The sequence below is a fragment of the Microbulbifer mixtoriginis (SeqCode) genome (assembly GCF_052466715.1).
This window is the reverse complement of sequence record NZ_CP174288.1, coordinates 2,069,633-2,086,709: the sequence shown is the minus strand read 5'-3', so window position 1 is coordinate 2,086,709 and position 17,077 is coordinate 2,069,633. Positions and strand designations below refer to the sequence as shown.

Here is a 17,077-nt window from a genome sequence, read left to right as displayed (position 1 = left end):
ATGTAGAACGGAAAACGGCATGTAAATTGGAAGGTTGAGAAGGATTGCTCTCCAGCTAACCGCCCATGTCAATGTAACTACGGCCGATAGTGATGGCGTTTTGCTCACTGTTGCTCCCTTGCTACTGCGCTAATGGAAAGGCAGTTAGTCAAGATTGCCTTTTTTGTCAATCGATTGGCCTAAATTCAACGGGCACTCCTGGCCATTCTTGAAGTTATTGTGAAACTTTGCCCCAAACGGACAATTGGTTAATCCGTTCCAGCTTACCTCCCGTAAAGAGTTGGCCATCGCACAATTGGTACGGTGGAAAGTAATTCAATCCAATGACAAGGAAATGTGAATATGAAGGGTTTGGTAAAAGGTTTGGGGGTTCTTCTATTGGCTTTTGGAGGGCAGCTCTCTTGGGCTGATAATGAATCTGAGCTTGAGACGGTCCCCTACGTGGACGTCTATCAGTACGTTGGCAAGTGGTATGAAATAGCCCGACTGCCACAGATCTTCCAGCCTGCCTGTACAGCAGTCACGGCAGACTACGGTCTCAACGATGATGGCACACTCAGTGTTTTCAACTTTTGCCGAATCCTACACCCAAAGTACGGTTTTCCCATCAGCGTGCAAGGTACCGCTACCCCTTTAGATGATACGAATAGCAAACTTGCGGTTTCATTCTTCGATGGGAAAACCAATGGTAACTACTGGGTTCTAGAGCTAGACCCAGCATATCAATGGTCTCTCGTGGGCGACCCCGATCGCAGCAGCCTTTATCTTCTAAGTCGAACTCCACAACTGGATGAGGCCATTGTAGATGAGCTGCTTGAATTGGCTGTCACTAAGCACGGTTACAATATCGACCACATCATAATGACCAAGCAGCTACCAAATTAACCCAATGAACCAAAGGCGAGCGGAGCTTTTGCTTCACTCGCCCTCTGAAAGTTAGAATTTACATTAAATTCTACAAAATACATATATATCAGTGTGTTACATCTATTTGTTAATGTATTTTATAGCTTAGCTGTGTCCTTTCACACCACATTCGCAGGCCATAGCGCCTACTATTACTCACCGTCATTTCTCACAATCACATAACCATTTCTCTCTCCCGCAGCCTCTTGGCCACTCTCGTGAAAAAGGTCATCTAAATATCTGGGACAGCTGTGATAGCAGAAACATGAGGAATCTGTACCCACGATATCTGCAGAATGCAAAATCACCGGCAACTCCGCCAAAAGATATCTCACTGCTATTGAAACCATCTCGACAGTAACTTCTTCTTCTGCAAGATGGTGCTCCAGCACCCATCTACTAGCCTCCAAGCAACCCTCGCGGAAACCATCATTCAAGTGAAACTCCTGCTCAAACTGATAGAGCCAGCGAGAATAGAGCTCAGATTGTTTCAACCACTCGGAGTCAACCAATTCACTGTCTACAGCACACGAGCCCGAAGCGCGATAGACCTTGTTATGCAGATAGTGGCACTGTCGTCGAGCTCTTTTTCTCGCCTTCTCTTCCTCATAGCCAAGTGCGATCTGTGTATATTCAGCAGCATTATCGGGAATAAAAAACATGACTCGCTTAAAGTGACTTTGCGCCCACTTTGCAAGCCGAGCAATCTGCCCCTCGGAGAAGTAGCTGTTGAAAGGACTTACACCTATTACCGCTAGGTCAGCCATCTCATAGATTTCTTGTGAACGCGACGTTGCAAATTCAACCTTCATCCTACAACTCCATGGAACAGCACTGGGGAGCCAGTAGATCGATTCAGTGCAACATTTTTACCGGGAATAATGAGCAGTATTAAGCAGAAAAGGTTGACCTGAACCGCAATTAACTCTCGCCTAGATGGTTACCTTCAATATCAATACATATGTCTTAGATATAAATAATCGGTAACCAATCCCATTAATTGAGCCCTCGGGCGTGACCGTTAAGCCACGTTGAAGCAGTACGCATTTAAAAGGCCTCTGAACTAATTCAGAATGACTCTGCGGGACTTGAGGATTGCCGCTGCTTGGCACCGCTCGCCGTAAAAGAAAATTCGGCCTTAGGGGCCCTTCCTGTAAGTCTTTTAGAGCAGTTCACTCTGTGTTGCGATTTCATTCTGAGGGCTAGATATCCTTGCGAAGCTGCACTTTCACCCGAACCACTCAGAACACTAAAGACATCCCGGAACTGTTAGGGGGCTCTTAAAACAGCGGGTGTATCAACTCAATTCCTTTTCTTTTTAGCGGTACCCATTTTCCCGGCACTCAATCACTCTATGCTCGACTAGCTGGTCAAAAATGCTCTTCAGACGTAAAAATCATCAAAACCGAGCCGTGCCAACCGCCTCCATTTGAGACCAAATGCCCTAAATAATGGATAGTAGGAAACTCTATTTTGCTAAATGTGCCTAATGTGGAAAAGATCCATCTCTGATTGGAGGTATTTCATGCCCTTCGGAGCTTTCAGCCTTTATACTTGTCCTAAGCTATAGGTCGCTAAGCCATAAAGGCTGGTCGCCTATGAAGTAGGACGTATAAAGAGACTCCCTATGCTTACCAATCGGATCGCCGCTCTATTTTCCGGCTTCTTGGTCATTGGCCTGCTTTCCACAACCGCTCTGGCAGAGACCGAGCCTCTGGCTCCTGAAAAGGACCAGGGCAGCACTGCCAGGGAGATTGTCGGCAAGCTAGAAATGCTGCACTACAACAAAATCAAGGTCGGAGACGAAATGTCGGAAGACCTTTGGGACGAGTACATTGATGCTCTAGATCCCACCAAAAGCTACTTCCTCGCCTCAGACATCAATGAGTTCCGCGAATGGCAAACCAAGCTGGATGACCAGCTACGCGCTGGCGATGTCAAAGCAGGCTTTGAGATTTATAACCGTTTCCGCCTGCGTATGGGCGATCGGTTGGACAATATCCTATCCCAGCTCGAAAAAGGCTTGCCCGCTTTCGATTTCGATCGCGATGAATCCCTCGAACTCGACCGTGAGGAGAGTCAGTGGCCTACCTCCATCAGTGATGCCGATGATCTTTGGCGTAAGCGCCTAAAGAGCAGCGTCTTAAACCTGAGGCTCACAGGTAAAGAGGATGAGGATATTCGCGATTTGCTGGAACGCCGCTATAAAGGTCAAAAGAAGCGCCTTGAGCAGCAAAACAGCAATGACGTATTCGAGCTCTATATGAACTCGTTGACTCGCCTCTATGATCCCCACAGTAACTATCTGTCCCCACGCTCCCTGGAAAACTTCAACATGAGTATGTCGTTGTCTCTGGAGGGCATCGGTGCCGTGCTGCAGGGGGATGAGGAATACACCAAGGTTGCCCGATTGGTAGCGGGTGGTCCTGCTGACCGCACCGGTAAGATCAAGCCTAACGACAAGATTGTAGGGGTCGGCCAGGATAAAGATGGTGAAATGGTCGATGTCGTCGGCTGGCGGCTGGATGACGTGGTGGATCTAATCCGCGGTAAGGCCGGCACCTTCGTTCGCCTGGAAACTATTCCCACCGGCGGCGACGGCACCCACAAGACCATCCTGATCAAGCGCAGTAAAGTGAAGCTTGAGGATCAGGCTGCCAAGAAGGCCGTATTCGAATTTTCAGATGGTAAGAAGAGCTACAAGATCGGTGTAATCAACTTGCCGACCTTCTATATAGACTTTGACGCCTACCGTCGCCGCGACCCCAATTACAAGAGTACTACCCGCGATGTGGCTAGATTGCTCAGCGAACTGAAAGAGGAAAAGGTAGACGGTATCATTCTGGATCTACGCAACAATGGCGGCGGCTCCCTACAGGAAGCCACCATGTTGACCGACCTGTTTATCGATCAGGGTCCAGTAGTCCAAATCCGCCACGCTAATGAGCAGATTTCACGGCACAACCGCTCTCGCTCTCGCGCAATGTATCGCGGCCCGCTGATGGTATTGATTAACCGCCTCTCGGCATCAGCTTCCGAGATTTTCGCCGGCGCCATCCAGGACTACAACCGCGGCTTGGTTGTTGGCAATCAATCTTTTGGTAAAGGCACCGTGCAAACCATGGCGCCCCTGAAAGAAGGCCAGTTAAAAATTACCCAGTCCAAGTTCTACCGCGTATCCGGTGATAGCACCCAGCACGCGGGCGTGAAACCCGATATCCCCATGCCGCAACTTATTGATGCGGAGAGTGTTGGTGAAAGCGCTTACGATACCGCCCTGCCCTGGGACCGTATCCACGCCGTACCACACGCCAAGTACTTTAATCTGAAGACTCTGATTCCTAATCTGCTCACTAAGCACAATAAGCGCACAGCATCAGATCCGGACTTCATATTCCTGCGCGATCAATTCAAGTTTGAGAGCGAACGCGCCGACAGAAAGCATCTCTCCCTTAATGAGGTAATGCGAGAGCAAGAACGTGAAAACGTGAACCAGCGCCTGCTCTCCATGGAGAACCGCCGTCGCGAAGCAAAAGGGCTTGAACCCTACAAGGATTTCGAGGCTTATGAAGAGAGTGAGTCTGAAGAAGTGGCAACTATTGGTGGCCCTGTGGAAATCAAATTGGAAAAAGATCCAATCTTGAACGAAGCGGGCTATATAATGGCGGACTTTATTGGACTGGCTGACAAAGCCAGCAAGGCACCGCCGCAAGTCGCCAATTTCTAAAGATGTGATGCCCTTTGGGTGTGCCAAGTGCACCCATGCGCACAGTAAACAATTAGGTCGGGCTTGCCCGACCTTTTTCATTTGGGGGAAGAAATGAAAGTCGTTTCCTTTAACGTCAACAGTATTCGCACTCGCCTGCACCAAATGCAGGCTCTGGTAGATAGCCATCAACCCGATATCATTGGTCTTCAGGAAACCAAGGTTACCGATGAAGACTTTCCTGTAGATGCCATTCGCGACCTGGGTTACGAGCTAATCTATTTTGGCCAAAAAACACACTACGGTGTTGCCCTGCTCGCACGCCTACCATTTATCGATCGCGAATATGGCTTTCCTACCGACGACGATAACGCCCAGCGCCGTATGGTCATGGGAAAGTTCGATATTGGCGGCAGTAAACCTCTCACCGTCATCAACGGCTACTTTCCCCAGGGCGAGAATCGTGAACACCCAGTAAAATTCCCGGCGAAGCAAAAGTACTACGCTGACCTTGATACCTATCTACAAACCACCTGCGATCCCGAAGCCCCGGTGCTGGTTATTGGCGACATGAACATCTCTCCGAGTGATCAAGATATCGGTATCGGCGAGCCCAATCGCAAGCGCTGGCTGCGCGACGGCAAGTGCAGCTTCCTTCCAGAAGAGCGCGAATGGCTGCAGAAAATTGAGGCCTGGGGCTTGGCGGATACTTTCCGTGCGATGAATCCTGATACAGATGATGTATTTAGCTGGTTTGACTATCGCAGTAAGGGTTTTGACCGCGAGCCCAAGCGTGGGCTGCGGATCGACTTGATTATGGCCACAAGCCCTCTGATGGAACATTGTGTGGCCACAGGGGTAGATTATGATATCCGCGCTATGGAGCGCCCCTCAGACCATGCGCCGGTCTGGGCAGAGTTCAAGCTCTAAGCATTTAGTGAATAACCGGGATCTGCTCCCGGTTTTTTTGGTCCTTTGAATATTCGTTTTTCCATATATAATGCGGACTAAGTCGGACGGTTTACCGTTCGGGAGCAATTTATGAAGAGGCAGATTTTGTTTGTCTGCTCGGGGAATTCGGCTCGTTCATTAATAGCTGAGGCTTTACTGCGTAACTATGGGGGAGAGTTCTTCGAGGTTTCAAGTGCAGGGACAGACCCCACCCCGGTGGACGTTCGTGCCATCAAGGCTCTCCAACGTTTTGGTATCCCGATCAAAGGGCTCTATTCCAAGAGTTTACAAGAGGTAGCTGACCGGGATTTTGATTTAGTCATTACCTTATGTGATAAAAGCCACAATGAATATGTGCCTGCCGCTGGGCACGGAAAATTGATCTCATGGAATTTTGAAGACCCTGCCAGTCGGCATTGCTTCAAACCCTTTTACACAACAGTGTTGGAACTGAGTACCCGCATCAAACTTTTTGTACTGGTGTATAACAAGGCCGCTAAAGCGGCATAAACAAGATTTGGGGTAAGCCTTGAACCCAGTTCAGTTCTACAAGTGCCTGGCAGACGATACCCGCCTGCGTACGCTTCTACTGATCGCCCACGAGGGAGAACTTTGCGTGTGCGAGCTCACTGCTGCTATGGGTTTGAGCCAACCCAAAATATCTCGGCACTTAGCCCTACTCCGCGGCGCTGATTTATTGCGGGACCGCCGCCAGGGACAGTGGATCTTTTACCGCATCAACCCTGAACTGGGCAGCTGGGCCAAATCAATCCTTCAAGACACTTTGCAGGCAAATCAGCACTTTATTGCCGAAGATCTTCGCAACTTGATCCTAATGGGAGATAGGCCCCAAAGAGCTAGCCTATGCTGCTAAGTCACGGCCGTAGGTATTTTGCTGGCAAGTAATATCACTAAGTCGCTGAAAAAATTTACCTGGATATATACGATTTTTCATATATTCAGATTACTCAGGAGTTACAACATGGCTATCAAAGTCGGAATCAATGGATTTGGTCGAATCGGTCGGCTTGTGCTGCGCGCAGCCTGGGACTGGCCAGAATTGGAGTTTGTGCAAATCAATGACCCCGCTGGAGACGCTTCCACCCTTGCTCATTTACTGAATTTTGATTCGGTACACGGGCGTTGGCAGCATTATGCAGAAGCTAAGGACAACACAATTACGGTTGCTGGCCAGGAAATAAGTTGTAGCCATAATCTCGCCATTGCCGACACAGACTGGAGTGCTTGCGACCTGGTTATTGAAGCCTCTGGGAAAATGAAGACTAGCGCGCAATTGGAGGGCTATTTAAAGCAGGGGGTAAAGCGTGTGCTGGTTTCGGCTCCCGTAAAAGAAGACGGGGTACCAAATATTGTTTTGGGGGTGAATCAGCACATTTATGATCCAGCCAAGCATCAAGTTGTTACTGCAGCCTCCTGCACCACTAACTGTTTGGCCCCGGTGGTAAAAGTGATACATGAAAAACTGGGCATCAAGCATGGCTCTATCACTACTATCCACGATATCACTAATACCCAGACAATCCTTGATGCGCCCCATTCAGATCTGCGCCGCGCAAGGGCCTGTGGAGCCAGTCTGATACCCACTACTACCGGCTCAGCCACAGCAATCACCGCCATCTTCCCAGAGTTGACTGGCAAGCTGAACGGCCATGCCGTACGAGTCCCGCTGGCCAATGCCTCCCTGACGGATTGTGTTTTCGAAGTAGAACGGGAAACAACTGTGGATGAAGTTAATAACCTACTGAAAACCGCAGCAGAGGGCGAGCTGAAAAATATTCTCGGTTATGAGGAACGTCCTCTGGTATCTGTGGATTACAAAACCGACCCACGTTCCAGCATTGTTGATGCACTGTCCACCATGGTGGTCAATGGCACTCAAGTGAAAATTTATACCTGGTATGACAACGAGTGGGGCTATGCCAACCGTACTGCAGAGCTGGCTCGCCTGATTGGATAAGCCAATGTCTTAGATCCCACCAATAAAAAACTGATAAATACCCGCGGGGCTGGCCTGATCTTCAGGCCAGGAGCCCCTAGTAGTTAGAGCCAAAACCCATGCAGTTTTTCTCCACCCTTTCGCCCTCGGTACGCCAATATTTATTGGTGACTGGTAACTATTGGTCTTTTACTCTAACCGATGGCGCACTGCGCATGCTGGTGCTTCTGCATTTCCATACCCTCGGGTACACCCCTCTCGAAATAGCCCTACTGTTTCTTTTCTATGAATTTTTTGGAGTGGTCACCAATTTGGTGGGCGGATGGCTCGGTGCCCGGCTAGGCCTTAATCGCACCATGAATATTGGTCTGGCATTACAGATTTGCGCTTTAGCTATGTTATTAGTCCCTTCCAGCTATCTCAGTGTGCCTTTGGTTATGGCCGCTCAGGGAATATCTGGCATAGCCAAAGACCTAAACAAGATGAGCGCGAAAAGCTCAATCAAGCTTTTACTACCTGACGACAATACCCAAGGAACTCTTTATCGCTGGATTGCACTACTGACGGGCTCCAAGAATGCCCTGAAAGGCATTGGGTTCTTTATGGGGGGAGGCCTACTGGCATTACTGGAATTTCGTGGGGCTATATTCGCAATGGCAGTCGCTCTCGCCTCAGTATTGCTATTGAGTAAGAAATTTTTACGAAAAGACTTGGGCAAAGCAAAGGTGAAAGCCCGCTTTCAAGATGTATTTTCTAAGAGTCGCCCGGTGAATATCCTTGCGGCAGCAAGACTGTTCCTTTTTGCATCTCGTGATGTTTGGTTTGTAATCGCCCTGCCCGTTTTCCTGGCGAGCCAATTCGACTGGGGCCACTGGCAAGTCGGTGCATTCCTAGCCTGCTGGATCATCGGTTATGGCGCAGCACAAGCCTTTGCCCCAAGGATCACTGGAAGTTTTTCTTCGGCACTGCCTGATGGGCGAACGGCCCTATTGTGGGGCTGCGCATTAACTCTGATACCTGCGCTGATTGCCTTCTCACTCTATATCGGCTTCCACCCTCAACTCAGCATTTTGTTGGGCCTCATGGTATTCGCTGTGTTATTTGCAGTGAACTCTTCTGTGCACAGCTACTTGATCGTCGCTTATGCCAGAGAAGATGGCGTTTCTATGGATGTGGGGTTTTACTACATGGCAAACGCTCTGGGCCGCCTTACCGGAACTCTGTTGTCGGGCTGGATTTTCCAGATTGCCGGTTTACAAGCTTGCCTGTTGGTATCCACGTGCTTGCTGTTTTTGGCAACCTTCATTTCGCTTGCATTGCCAAAACACAACGAAGAAGACAACCCGATGATCAATGCAGTAACTTAATCAGATAGCTGATTAGAGGCTTTCAATTGAAAGTATGACCAATGGTTCCACCCTCGCTATGGGGTGGAATTCCCCGGGGGGATCACAGCCAGCCAATAACAAGAGAGCTCCGGACCACAATATCCAAGATAAACGACTACACATAAGCTACCACTTAGGACCCGCAGTAAACGACCATACCGGTTATTACCTAGACTCCAAACTATCAGGCCATCTCTATGGATGGGTACATTGTCATAGGCAGAAGATTAGAAAACCGAGCGCCAAATTTCTATGCCAAATTGGCATCAAATTCTGCCAATACACCTGGATAAAATCTTGGCGGGGTAATATATGCAAATTACTCAGTACAATAAACATTCATATTTCCTTAGAAGGATCTCCAAAATTTATATAAACATCAATTGCGGGAACGGCACGGAAATCTGGCGCCAATACTAGCCTCAATACTCTGTCAGGTGCGGAGAACTTTTTAACTCAATAGCGCTTACATAGGTATGAAAGACCAAGATTATCAGCCCCTGCAACTTTTCAGATACTGGACTTAATCACCAGTAAAGCCTTTTATATCTTTGAGGATGCGATTAGGTAAAGTAATTTCCTCACTAGAGTCATAAATAAAACCTTAATGCAGGCACAACTGATTTTCAAAAATACATTCCTGGTCTCTGCAACATTATCAAGGGTCAAACAGAGTACTCTGCCTTAATTGTTATCGACCAACGAACATATAGTAGAGCCATTTAAATCACGGGCAAGGTAAACGACTTTATAAGAGTACTTGTTTCACTGATTACCCGTAGTCATCCTAATCAGTGTACGGTCTTTCTTTATAAAGTGATGATAAAGGGCTGCCAAGAAGTGCCCCAAAATAAGTAACCAGATAAGCCATTCACCCAGCACTTCCTTATGAATGAAATCGATAGGTTCTTCGAACTGTTTGAAGGTCAAGCCCATTTTATTCTGAACAAGGTGGGCAAAAAGGGAAGTGTCAGCAAACTGAGGGATTTCAAACAGGAAAAAGTACTCAGTATTCACCCCAGTTCCTAGGTATCCGGTTAATGGTGCAAGTATCATGACTACATATAACAGAAAATGGCCTGTATGCGCGGCAAAGTGCTCTAGCCTGGAGCCAGGTTCCAGTTTCGGAGTGGGATTAGTCAAACGCCAAAATATCCGTAACAGTACAAAAGCACCAATCGTTATACCAATAGACAAGTGCAGCTGTAAGGCAATCCAGTTTGCTGGGGTATCCTCTTCAGTAAACCATTGGAGGTAATAGACACTGACGTAAGATCCTAGAATTAAGAATGCTATTATCCAATGAAGCCACTTAGCAACTGCCCCATATTCATAGATAGTATTTCGGGCGCCCATAGAATGCCTTCTTTATAAATTGTGCAGCCTAAGACACTATAAACCTTAAGCTGGCCCGAGGCCTTATTATAAAGCTTCAATCATGAATACTTAGGGGGAGGAGAGCGCCTTTTCTCTGCCCCCCTATAGATCACAGCACTTTGAGTAGAGGATTTCGATTCATAAAAACCTAAAGAATTAAATTGCGTAAAAAATCATATTGATGCCTGCAGTGACTTTCTTATTCCTGCAAAAAAGAACAATACGCCTATTGTTTGAACCATATGATAAAGACTATTGTGGTTAAACGTCCAAATAAACGTAAACTCCAAAGCTGTTCTGACTTGTAATACCACAGCCAGGAGAGAAATAAACCCGCCAATAACCATATACCAAGCCCCGGGTAAACGCCCCATAACCCCCATCCATGTATAACCAATAACAACAGGAATCATCACTAACGCTTGATAACCCACAAATACTATGAAACCATCAATTCTAGATACTGCAATGAAATAAAATATCAGGCCAATTAAAAATATGTAGGGCAATAATTTTCTTAATATTCGCTCACCGGCAAGATCACCAATAATAGCGAGTGTAAACGACACCAGAAAAAGACCGAGGAAAAAAAATAAAATATGCCACATGAATATTCTTTCAGGTCCGGCAATCTGAAAGCCATGAATTACCGAACCCAATAGGCCAACGATAAACATCACCCCAAAGAAACAAATCCAGCAATTTCTCTTCCAGCCGGACTTGAATTCCGGCCTAATAAAATAAAGAAATATAAACAACGCCAATACAGCTAATATCAAGTCTGTTATTGCCGAAACTTGTTCAGTAGGCACATCTGTTAACTTAAGCACCTATTTCACATCCCTCCAACGCAGTATATTTATATGGGAAATACCACTCAATATCGCATCATCTATTAAACCGTATAAGCCACCCATAACAGCAATGGCAACACTAGCCGACACCCAACGACCAGCCTCATTACAACCAATACCAAAGCGCCAGGGTTAAATTAATCATCATCATGATAAAGTCCATAATAAATATAAACTTCATCACACCTTTCACTTTCCAAGGTCCACCCCCTCTTCGGTTCTTTAGCGCGACAGGCAAGTTATAAATAAACTGAGAACCATGTGTAACAGAAAAAACAAAAAGCAATATAGATCTTTGAATATCCCCGGAAAAGGAAGCGTGATTAACCAATAAAAGAATACTCATTAGCGCCAATGAAAAATTAAACCCGCCTAGAAATTTACCTGACTCAGCCAGTATTCCAAAGACAGGGGTATCCCTATGCTCTCTAGGAACAACCAGCTTGGCAAAAATCTTTCCCCGCAAGGAGAAAACATTGAAACCCATTAAAAACCAAATAGTATTTAGCACTAAAACCAGCTCAAAGATCACGTTACTCTCCAAATTTATTATAATAATTACTTGTGATTACATACGGCTATATACAGTACAGCGTCATCTATTTAGAACCATGTAAAGATGTTTTTTCAGGAGTTACTTAATACAGGCCAGCGCTCCACGATCTCCCCTTTGTCATACACAGCTATATCCCCAAACTGAAGAAATACAGATTCACTTTGTGTTGGTCGCAGGAAAACCCAGTCATCCTCTTGTAGGACAACCTGATTGGAAGCATTGAGCATTTCCTGATTTGTAGAGCGTCCATAAATAGGATTGATCGAAAGACCCACTGGAGATTCGGGCAGCGCCTTCCAATACCCCCCAGAGATAAAGAATGTCTGCTCGCGATTTGGGTTTAACCAGCGCATCGTACCCGTTAGTTTCTCCAAACCAGGAATTTGAGTCTGCGGTAACTTCTTCAATACTGGGCTGGCGATAAATGCAGCCGCCTTGTGATCACTGAGGGTGGGGATATCAAAATCTGTAGGTTTAACAAGACAGGAACCTGCCGCCAGCTCATTACAGGGTGCACTATCTGAGCGTGATTTATAAAGCTGGTAAGTCGGGCTGCCGGCGCCATTCAACGTCAACCTTTTAGGATACTGGTCACCCAACAATTGTTTAGCTTGCTCAAGCCTCTGAGTATAAATCTCCAAACCGCGATCAATGGCCTTCTCTGGGCCACCTAAAATACCCGGCATCTTAGCCGCATGGGCGTCATAGCCCATAAATCCCGACAGAGTAAGCAGTGGTTCTGCCTTAATAATATTGAGCATTTCAGTAAGGTCCCGAGCATCGCTGACTCCACCGCGGTGCAACCCCACATCCAACTCAATATTGATTTGTAACCTTTGCTCAAGGCTGCCGGCTAGTGCCGCATACTGTTGTAGCCGCCTAGGGCTATCAATCAGCCACTGAAGTTGTGTTCTAGGGTCAAATCCACTGATTGTTGGGCGGCTATAAAAGCTCTTGGCCGCAGCAATCGGAAGAGGCTTACCCAGCAAAATATCTGCCTGTGGTTGTGACTGCGCCAACTGTTGCAAAAAAGGTAGATGGAAAACCATATACCGCTGCGTACCAGTCTGTTTTGCAACCGCCTCCAGTAACCCCAGAGCTGGTAACGATTTGGCAACAACTCGATAGTCAAAGTGCCCATTTAGATGCCCAGAAAGTACAGTCGCATTGGCTCTCAGGCGGTTTAAATCCACTACCATTGTGGGACCAGAGAAACCTGCGGAATCCAGAGCCTTAGAGAGACTTTGAAAATAGTTAGTGTGCCCCCCCTGCCCCAAAGCTTTAGGCCTTAACAAAGGAAATGCGGCCGCAACCCCCAATGCCGCTCCGCCCAGTAAAAATTTTCTCCGCGTTTTCTGCACAGTTCGCTCCCCTAGTCTCTCTTCAGCCCTGAGATGAATAAGGGCCCTATCAACCAATTAGTTTTTTCAGGTACGGGTTTAAAAATTTTCCTTTAGGGTCAAGCTCACGTCTTACCTCAAGAAAATCCTGCCAGCGGGGGTATAAACCAGCCAGGTCCTGCCGGTGCAAGGTATTAAGTTTCCCCCAGTGCGGTCTGCCGCCATGCTTGCGCATAATGGGTTCCAGTGCCTTAAAAAGGGGCTGGTAATCCTCCTCAAAGTAACGGTGTACCGCAATTGATACGGAACCCTGCTGATAGAAGGGACTCAACCAAATATCATCCCCCTTTACAAAGCGCACTTCGATAGGAAAGAACACATTAAGATTGTTCTCTTCGATTGTACGGCGCAGCTCCTCAAAAGCGGCCAGTCCGGCTTCCCTGGGAAGGTGGTATTCCATCTCATTGAAGCGAACATTTCGCTCACTGGCGTAGTTTCGCCAAGAGGACTCCACAACCACCTCCTTTTCAATATCCTCCATTGCAGACTGTAAGGCGTATTGCCGTAATCTGGGCGACCAGCCAAGCCAGTCTCGAACAGTTTTAAGGGTCATTACAGCTTCGTTAGTATCTTCACGCGCGGTGGTAAAGATCTCTTCATCTGTTAATTGGTGCGTATCAGCCATACACATTCCGGAGAAAGGAATATAGTAAAACTCGAAATTGCGATTTGACTCCGCCAGTGTCTCCGCCTGCTCAAGCACCTCCCCCATGGGAGCCACCCAGGATTCTCGCCGGAGTTTGTAACTGGACTGGTTCTGCATACGCACCTTGGTCACTAACCCCAGGCTACCCAGGGAAACTTTGGCTGCTATGAAAGTCTCTGGGTTTTGCTCTGCATCGCACCACAGAGTGCTGCCATCTGCCGTAACCAGCTCCAATCCCGTTACATAGCTGGACATACAACCTAAACCGGCCCCAGTGCCATGAGTGGCAGTGGCCAGGCATCCGCCGAGAGTTTGCTCATCAATATCCGGCTGATTAATCAAGGCTTGACCAATATCTTCAAGCGGCTGGCCAAGATCGGCTATACGTGTACCCGCGTAAATCGTAGCCTGGGTGGTTTCGCTACTATGATCGGCCACACCGCTAATACGCCCGAGCGAGAGAATGGTGTCATTGGTGGGCACTAAGGCCGTGAAGGAGTGCCCAGCCCCCACAGCTCTAACAGTACCTTTAGCATCAGCTACACGTTGCTGTAGTTCGGCGATTGTCTTTGGTGCCAGACGTTCACTAGGCAGGCAGTCTTGCGAACCAGACCAGTTGCGCCAGCGGATACCCTTACGCTTTACTGGGTCACTCGCCTGTACCAAGGTGCGTGCCATAGAGGAGATTGGAGTAGCAGCGATAGCTGTAGAACCAGCGGCAATAGTTGTAATAAAGCGGCGACGTGACTGCTGCATAATCCCTTACTCCGCAGAGGCCATAAAGGCAATTAACTGTTCAAACTGCTCCGGTGAGCACTCGAAACAAAGACCCAGTGGCGGCATCCCCTGGAAACCATTAATTGCGTTTTCAACCAATACATCCATTCCCTTGTCGAGACGCGGTTCCCAGCCGGCAATGTCCCCAGTGAGTGGCGCAGCGCTGACCCCAGTGCTGTGACAGCTTCGACAGGTTCGCTGATAGATTTCAGCAATTTCTGGATCAGCGGGCGCCAAAGTCAGCGCTTGTTGGGCTAAGGCCAAACGGTTTTTAGGGCTACTGTCGGAGGATTCCGAGCAACCACTCGTCAGTAAAGCCACAATAAGAGGGGCGCAGAAGAGCCTTAGGCTCCGGTGAGGTCCTACCAGTTCCATGTATGTACACCTACTACATTATTGTTAATATTTCCCAGGCTCTGGAGCCTGAGGTGGGCGTTGTGTACTTAAACTGCAACCATTGTTAATCAGGCTGGCAGCTAAGACAACAAGCGGAACTGCTCAGTCTATTATTGATTTTAAAATTTACTAATTCGGTATCCACTCATATCGCCAATCCTTTATTATTCCGGCAATTGCTTTCTAGTACGCTTGCCCAACCTTTTATTTTGGCCATAGCCCGCTAAAACTCTTTCTATCTTACTTATTGATGAAATGACAATTAGTATCTATTGCTGAAGTCTTTTATCCGTTCGGTAGACGCCAAATAAAAGTCGCTTAAATATTGCTAGTAAAATTAGTCAGTTAAGGAGGCCCCACAATTAATTAAAAATCGTTCCCTTTACCACGCACAATCAATAGACGATATCCGAGATACACCATTTATAGAATAATAAAATCGGACAATTTAAATAACGGATAACAATAAAATGAAAAACAAACTATTAAGATCAGCTCTTATCGTAGGAAGCCTGGGCCTAAGCGCTTCTGCTTCAGCAATAACTTTGTCAGAAATATGGGATATTCTGGTTAGTTCCAGCACTCAAGTAGGTTTTACCGGCACTGTGGGCAATCAAGCCTATAGCAGGCCGGGAAGCTTGGCTGGGCAAAGTGGCCAAATTAGAGTAATGGCAGCCAACATAAAGGGCTTTCCTGAAGGTTTACAGGGTATTTCTGATGGCCAGGCATCTCTATTTTCATCCACCTATATTGCCGGGCAGGCCTACGATATTGTCGGACTCCAGGAAAACTGGGTCAGAAATTACGCGGTGATGTCTCCCCTTAGCCAAACAGAATATCCTTATCGAAGTGATCATTTCCAGGGCGGAGTCTTCAGTTTTGGCGATGGTTTAAGCACTATTAGCAAACACCCTATTAATGGCAGGCAGCTGCATGTTGAGTATTCAAGCTGTAAGGGTACCTACTCAGACTTTATCACAAACGGCTCAAGTCCCGATTGTGAGACGGAAAAAGGCTTCACCTTCACTGAAGTTCAGCTAGCCAAGGACCTAAAAGTACACTTTTACAATACTCACATGGACACCAGTAACGGCCAGGAGAAAACAGGCCAGTTCAACCAGCTTAAACATTTTATTCAACAAAATTCGGCCGGATATCCAGTGATTGTAATGGGCGACTTTAATGCATGGATTGACAACGGCGGCTGGCAGCCAGGCCCTAATCAGTCGGAGTTGGGGCGCTGGGCTTCCGAGTTGGGCTTAACCTGGTCCTGTAGCCAGGTAAGTTATGCCGCAGGTAATACGAATATTAACGATGTAAAGGGACCCTGTAAGGGAGTTGACCATATTGCTTTTCGCGGCAACTCGCAAATTAGCTTCTCTACCAACCGGTATGATGAAGTCCACCAGAGCATCAGTGATCACAACCCCATTACGGCAACATTAAGTTGGACCAATCACGCTGCCGCCTATTCATCCACTTATGCGAGGGCACATACAGCTTCCCTGCTTAATACCCACCACAACACACGTATTCAGGCTGTCTACGGTGGTAACGATGAGGCAAAAAATATGCCTGCTGCGGCTGCAGAATGGGAGACTTTTACTCTTGCGCTGGAGCAAAAAGGGAACACCCAGCAGTGGGTGGATCACCGCTGTATTCAGAGTGGTGACACGGTTTCACTGCGCGCCCATAACGGTCATTACTTACGTGCCACTCCACATAACAACCATAATGTCGATGTAAGAGCCAGTGTGCTTTTAGGCTGGGAGAAATTTGTCCTTTACAACCATTCCAACGGATGGGCCTGTTTAAATCAAAATGACAAAATCACTTTGAAAACAGCCCACGGAAAATATGTGATGGCGGACGCAAATCGTAACCTGTCCGCATCAGATAATCAGTTAGCCTGGGAGTTCTTCCAGGTTGAGCTTGGGAGATAGCATGTATTCAAATACTTCCAAACAGTTGCTTTTGCACTCACATACTCATGGAGAAGTAGCTCTAAACTAATGTCCAGTTTTTAGAAGCAATTCGGGCTTGGATGGGCACTTTAATTGTCAAAAGAGCTCGAATTGCATTATTTAGAATCTGCCATCCTTAAGCCGGTAATTAGGAAAACTCCTTCACGCAATGAGCGATGGATGCTAGTTTCCCTTATTT

15 protein-coding genes are annotated in these 17,077 nt (G+C 47.2%); 8 read left to right on the top strand and 7 right to left on the bottom strand.

Annotated features, from left to right (window positions below; translation table 11 throughout):
* The first annotated feature begins 342 nt into the window (after positions 1 to 342).
* The gene (locus ACJJH9_RS09230) at positions 343 to 885 is read left to right on the top strand and encodes a lipocalin family protein (RefSeq protein ID WP_252085870.1); all 543 of its coding nucleotides are present in this window, start codon (positions 343 to 345) and stop codon (positions 883 to 885) included.
* A gap of 173 nt (positions 886 to 1,058) precedes the next feature.
* Here the strand turns inward: ACJJH9_RS09230 and ACJJH9_RS09225 are convergent, their stop codons facing one another.
* Complete coding sequence (locus ACJJH9_RS09225) at positions 1,059 to 1,718, bottom strand: tRNA-dependent cyclodipeptide synthase (protein ID WP_444904709.1); 660 nt, start codon at positions 1,716 to 1,718, stop codon at positions 1,059 to 1,061.
* 815 nt (positions 1,719 to 2,533) lie between these two features.
* Between ACJJH9_RS09225 and ACJJH9_RS09220 the strand changes: the two genes are divergently transcribed.
* The 6 genes from ACJJH9_RS09220 to arsJ all read left to right on the top strand — a co-directional run bounded on the left by ACJJH9_RS09220 (position 2,534) and on the right by arsJ (position 8,887).
* The gene (locus ACJJH9_RS09220; protein ID WP_252085868.1) at positions 2,534 to 4,633 is read left to right on the top strand and encodes a carboxy terminal-processing peptidase; all 2,100 of its coding nucleotides are present in this window, start codon (positions 2,534 to 2,536) and stop codon (positions 4,631 to 4,633) included.
* Positions 4,634 to 4,726: 93 nt separating this feature from the next.
* Positions 4,727 to 5,542: an exodeoxyribonuclease III gene (gene xthA / locus ACJJH9_RS09215; RefSeq protein WP_444925023.1), complete on the top strand. Its 816-nt coding sequence runs from the start codon at positions 4,727 to 4,729 to the stop codon at positions 5,540 to 5,542.
* 111 nt (positions 5,543 to 5,653) lie between these two features.
* Complete coding sequence (locus ACJJH9_RS09210; protein WP_252085866.1) at positions 5,654 to 6,073, top strand: arsenate reductase ArsC; 420 nt, start codon at positions 5,654 to 5,656, stop codon at positions 6,071 to 6,073.
* A 19-nt stretch (positions 6,074 to 6,092) separates the two neighbouring features.
* Complete coding sequence (locus ACJJH9_RS09205) at positions 6,093 to 6,437, top strand: metalloregulator ArsR/SmtB family transcription factor (protein WP_252085865.1); 345 nt, start codon at positions 6,093 to 6,095, stop codon at positions 6,435 to 6,437.
* 108 nt (positions 6,438 to 6,545) lie between these two features.
* Positions 6,546 to 7,541, top strand: coding sequence for an ArsJ-associated glyceraldehyde-3-phosphate dehydrogenase (locus ACJJH9_RS09200; RefSeq protein WP_444925022.1), 996 nt, complete (start codon positions 6,546 to 6,548; stop codon positions 7,539 to 7,541).
* Between the two features lie 98 nt (positions 7,542 to 7,639).
* The gene (gene arsJ / locus ACJJH9_RS09195) at positions 7,640 to 8,887 is read left to right on the top strand and encodes an organoarsenical effux MFS transporter ArsJ (RefSeq protein ID WP_444925021.1); all 1,248 of its coding nucleotides are present in this window, start codon (positions 7,640 to 7,642) and stop codon (positions 8,885 to 8,887) included.
* A 786-nt stretch (positions 8,888 to 9,673) separates the two neighbouring features.
* Here arsJ and ACJJH9_RS09190 read toward each other — a convergent pair.
* The 6 genes from ACJJH9_RS09190 to ACJJH9_RS09165 all read right to left on the bottom strand — a co-directional run bounded on the left by ACJJH9_RS09190 (position 9,674) and on the right by ACJJH9_RS09165 (position 14,893).
* Positions 9,674 to 10,264 carry a cytochrome b gene (locus tag ACJJH9_RS09190; RefSeq protein WP_252085862.1) on the bottom strand — a complete coding sequence of 197 codons (591 nt, stop codon included), beginning with the start codon at positions 10,262 to 10,264 and terminating at the stop codon, positions 9,674 to 9,676.
* Positions 10,265 to 10,458: 194 nt separating this feature from the next.
* Positions 10,459 to 11,115: a DUF6962 family protein gene (locus tag ACJJH9_RS09185; protein WP_444925020.1), complete on the bottom strand. Its 657-nt coding sequence runs from the start codon at positions 11,113 to 11,115 to the stop codon at positions 10,459 to 10,461.
* A gap of 130 nt (positions 11,116 to 11,245) precedes the next feature.
* Complete coding sequence (locus ACJJH9_RS09180) at positions 11,246 to 11,671, bottom strand: hypothetical protein (RefSeq protein ID WP_444884962.1); 426 nt, start codon at positions 11,669 to 11,671, stop codon at positions 11,246 to 11,248.
* Positions 11,672 to 11,766: 95 nt separating this feature from the next.
* Positions 11,767 to 13,056 (bottom strand): DSD1 family PLP-dependent enzyme, encoded by a 1,290-nt coding sequence (locus ACJJH9_RS09175; RefSeq protein ID WP_444925019.1) that lies wholly within the window; start codon positions 13,054 to 13,056, stop codon positions 11,767 to 11,769.
* Between the two features lie 49 nt (positions 13,057 to 13,105).
* Positions 13,106 to 14,497 (bottom strand): FAD-linked oxidoreductase, L-gulonolactone oxidase family, encoded by a 1,392-nt coding sequence (locus ACJJH9_RS09170; RefSeq protein WP_444925018.1) that lies wholly within the window; start codon positions 14,495 to 14,497, stop codon positions 13,106 to 13,108.
* 6 nt (positions 14,498 to 14,503) lie between these two features.
* A complete protein-coding gene (locus ACJJH9_RS09165; protein WP_252085857.1) occupies positions 14,504 to 14,893 on the bottom strand; it encodes a c-type cytochrome in 390 nt (129 codons plus the stop codon).
* Positions 14,894 to 15,384: 491 nt separating this feature from the next.
* Here ACJJH9_RS09165 and ACJJH9_RS09160 point away from each other — a divergent pair, with 491 nt between their 5' ends.
* A complete protein-coding gene (locus ACJJH9_RS09160; RefSeq protein WP_444925017.1) occupies positions 15,385 to 16,857 on the top strand; it encodes an endonuclease/exonuclease/phosphatase family protein in 1,473 nt (490 codons plus the stop codon).
* The last annotated feature ends 220 nt before the right edge of the window (positions 16,858 to 17,077 follow it).

What these genes read in the sequence shown, in the direction of transcription:
- ACJJH9_RS09230 (WP_252085870.1), top strand. Translation starts at nt 343, where the DNA reads ATGAAGGGTTTGGTAAAAGGTTTGGGGGTTCTTCTATTGGCTTTTGGA.
- ACJJH9_RS09225 (WP_444904709.1), bottom strand. Translation starts at nt 1,718, where the DNA reads ATGAAGGTTGAATTTGCAACGTCGCGTTCACAAGAAATCTATGAGATG.
- ACJJH9_RS09220 (WP_252085868.1), top strand. Translation starts at nt 2,534, where the DNA reads ATGCTTACCAATCGGATCGCCGCTCTATTTTCCGGCTTCTTGGTCATT.
- xthA (WP_444925023.1), top strand. Translation starts at nt 4,727, where the DNA reads ATGAAAGTCGTTTCCTTTAACGTCAACAGTATTCGCACTCGCCTGCAC.
- ACJJH9_RS09210 (WP_252085866.1), top strand. Translation starts at nt 5,654, where the DNA reads ATGAAGAGGCAGATTTTGTTTGTCTGCTCGGGGAATTCGGCTCGTTCA.
- ACJJH9_RS09200 (WP_444925022.1), top strand. Translation starts at nt 6,546, where the DNA reads ATGGCTATCAAAGTCGGAATCAATGGATTTGGTCGAATCGGTCGGCTT.
- arsJ (WP_444925021.1), top strand. Translation starts at nt 7,640, where the DNA reads ATGCAGTTTTTCTCCACCCTTTCGCCCTCGGTACGCCAATATTTATTG.
- ACJJH9_RS09190 (WP_252085862.1), bottom strand. Translation starts at nt 10,264, where the DNA reads ATGGGCGCCCGAAATACTATCTATGAATATGGGGCAGTTGCTAAGTGG.
- ACJJH9_RS09170 (WP_444925018.1), bottom strand. Translation starts at nt 14,497, where the DNA reads ATGCAGCAGTCACGTCGCCGCTTTATTACAACTATTGCCGCTGGTTCT.
- ACJJH9_RS09165 (WP_252085857.1), bottom strand. Translation starts at nt 14,893, where the DNA reads ATGGAACTGGTAGGACCTCACCGGAGCCTAAGGCTCTTCTGCGCCCCT.
- ACJJH9_RS09160 (WP_444925017.1), top strand. Translation starts at nt 15,385, where the DNA reads ATGAAAAACAAACTATTAAGATCAGCTCTTATCGTAGGAAGCCTGGGC.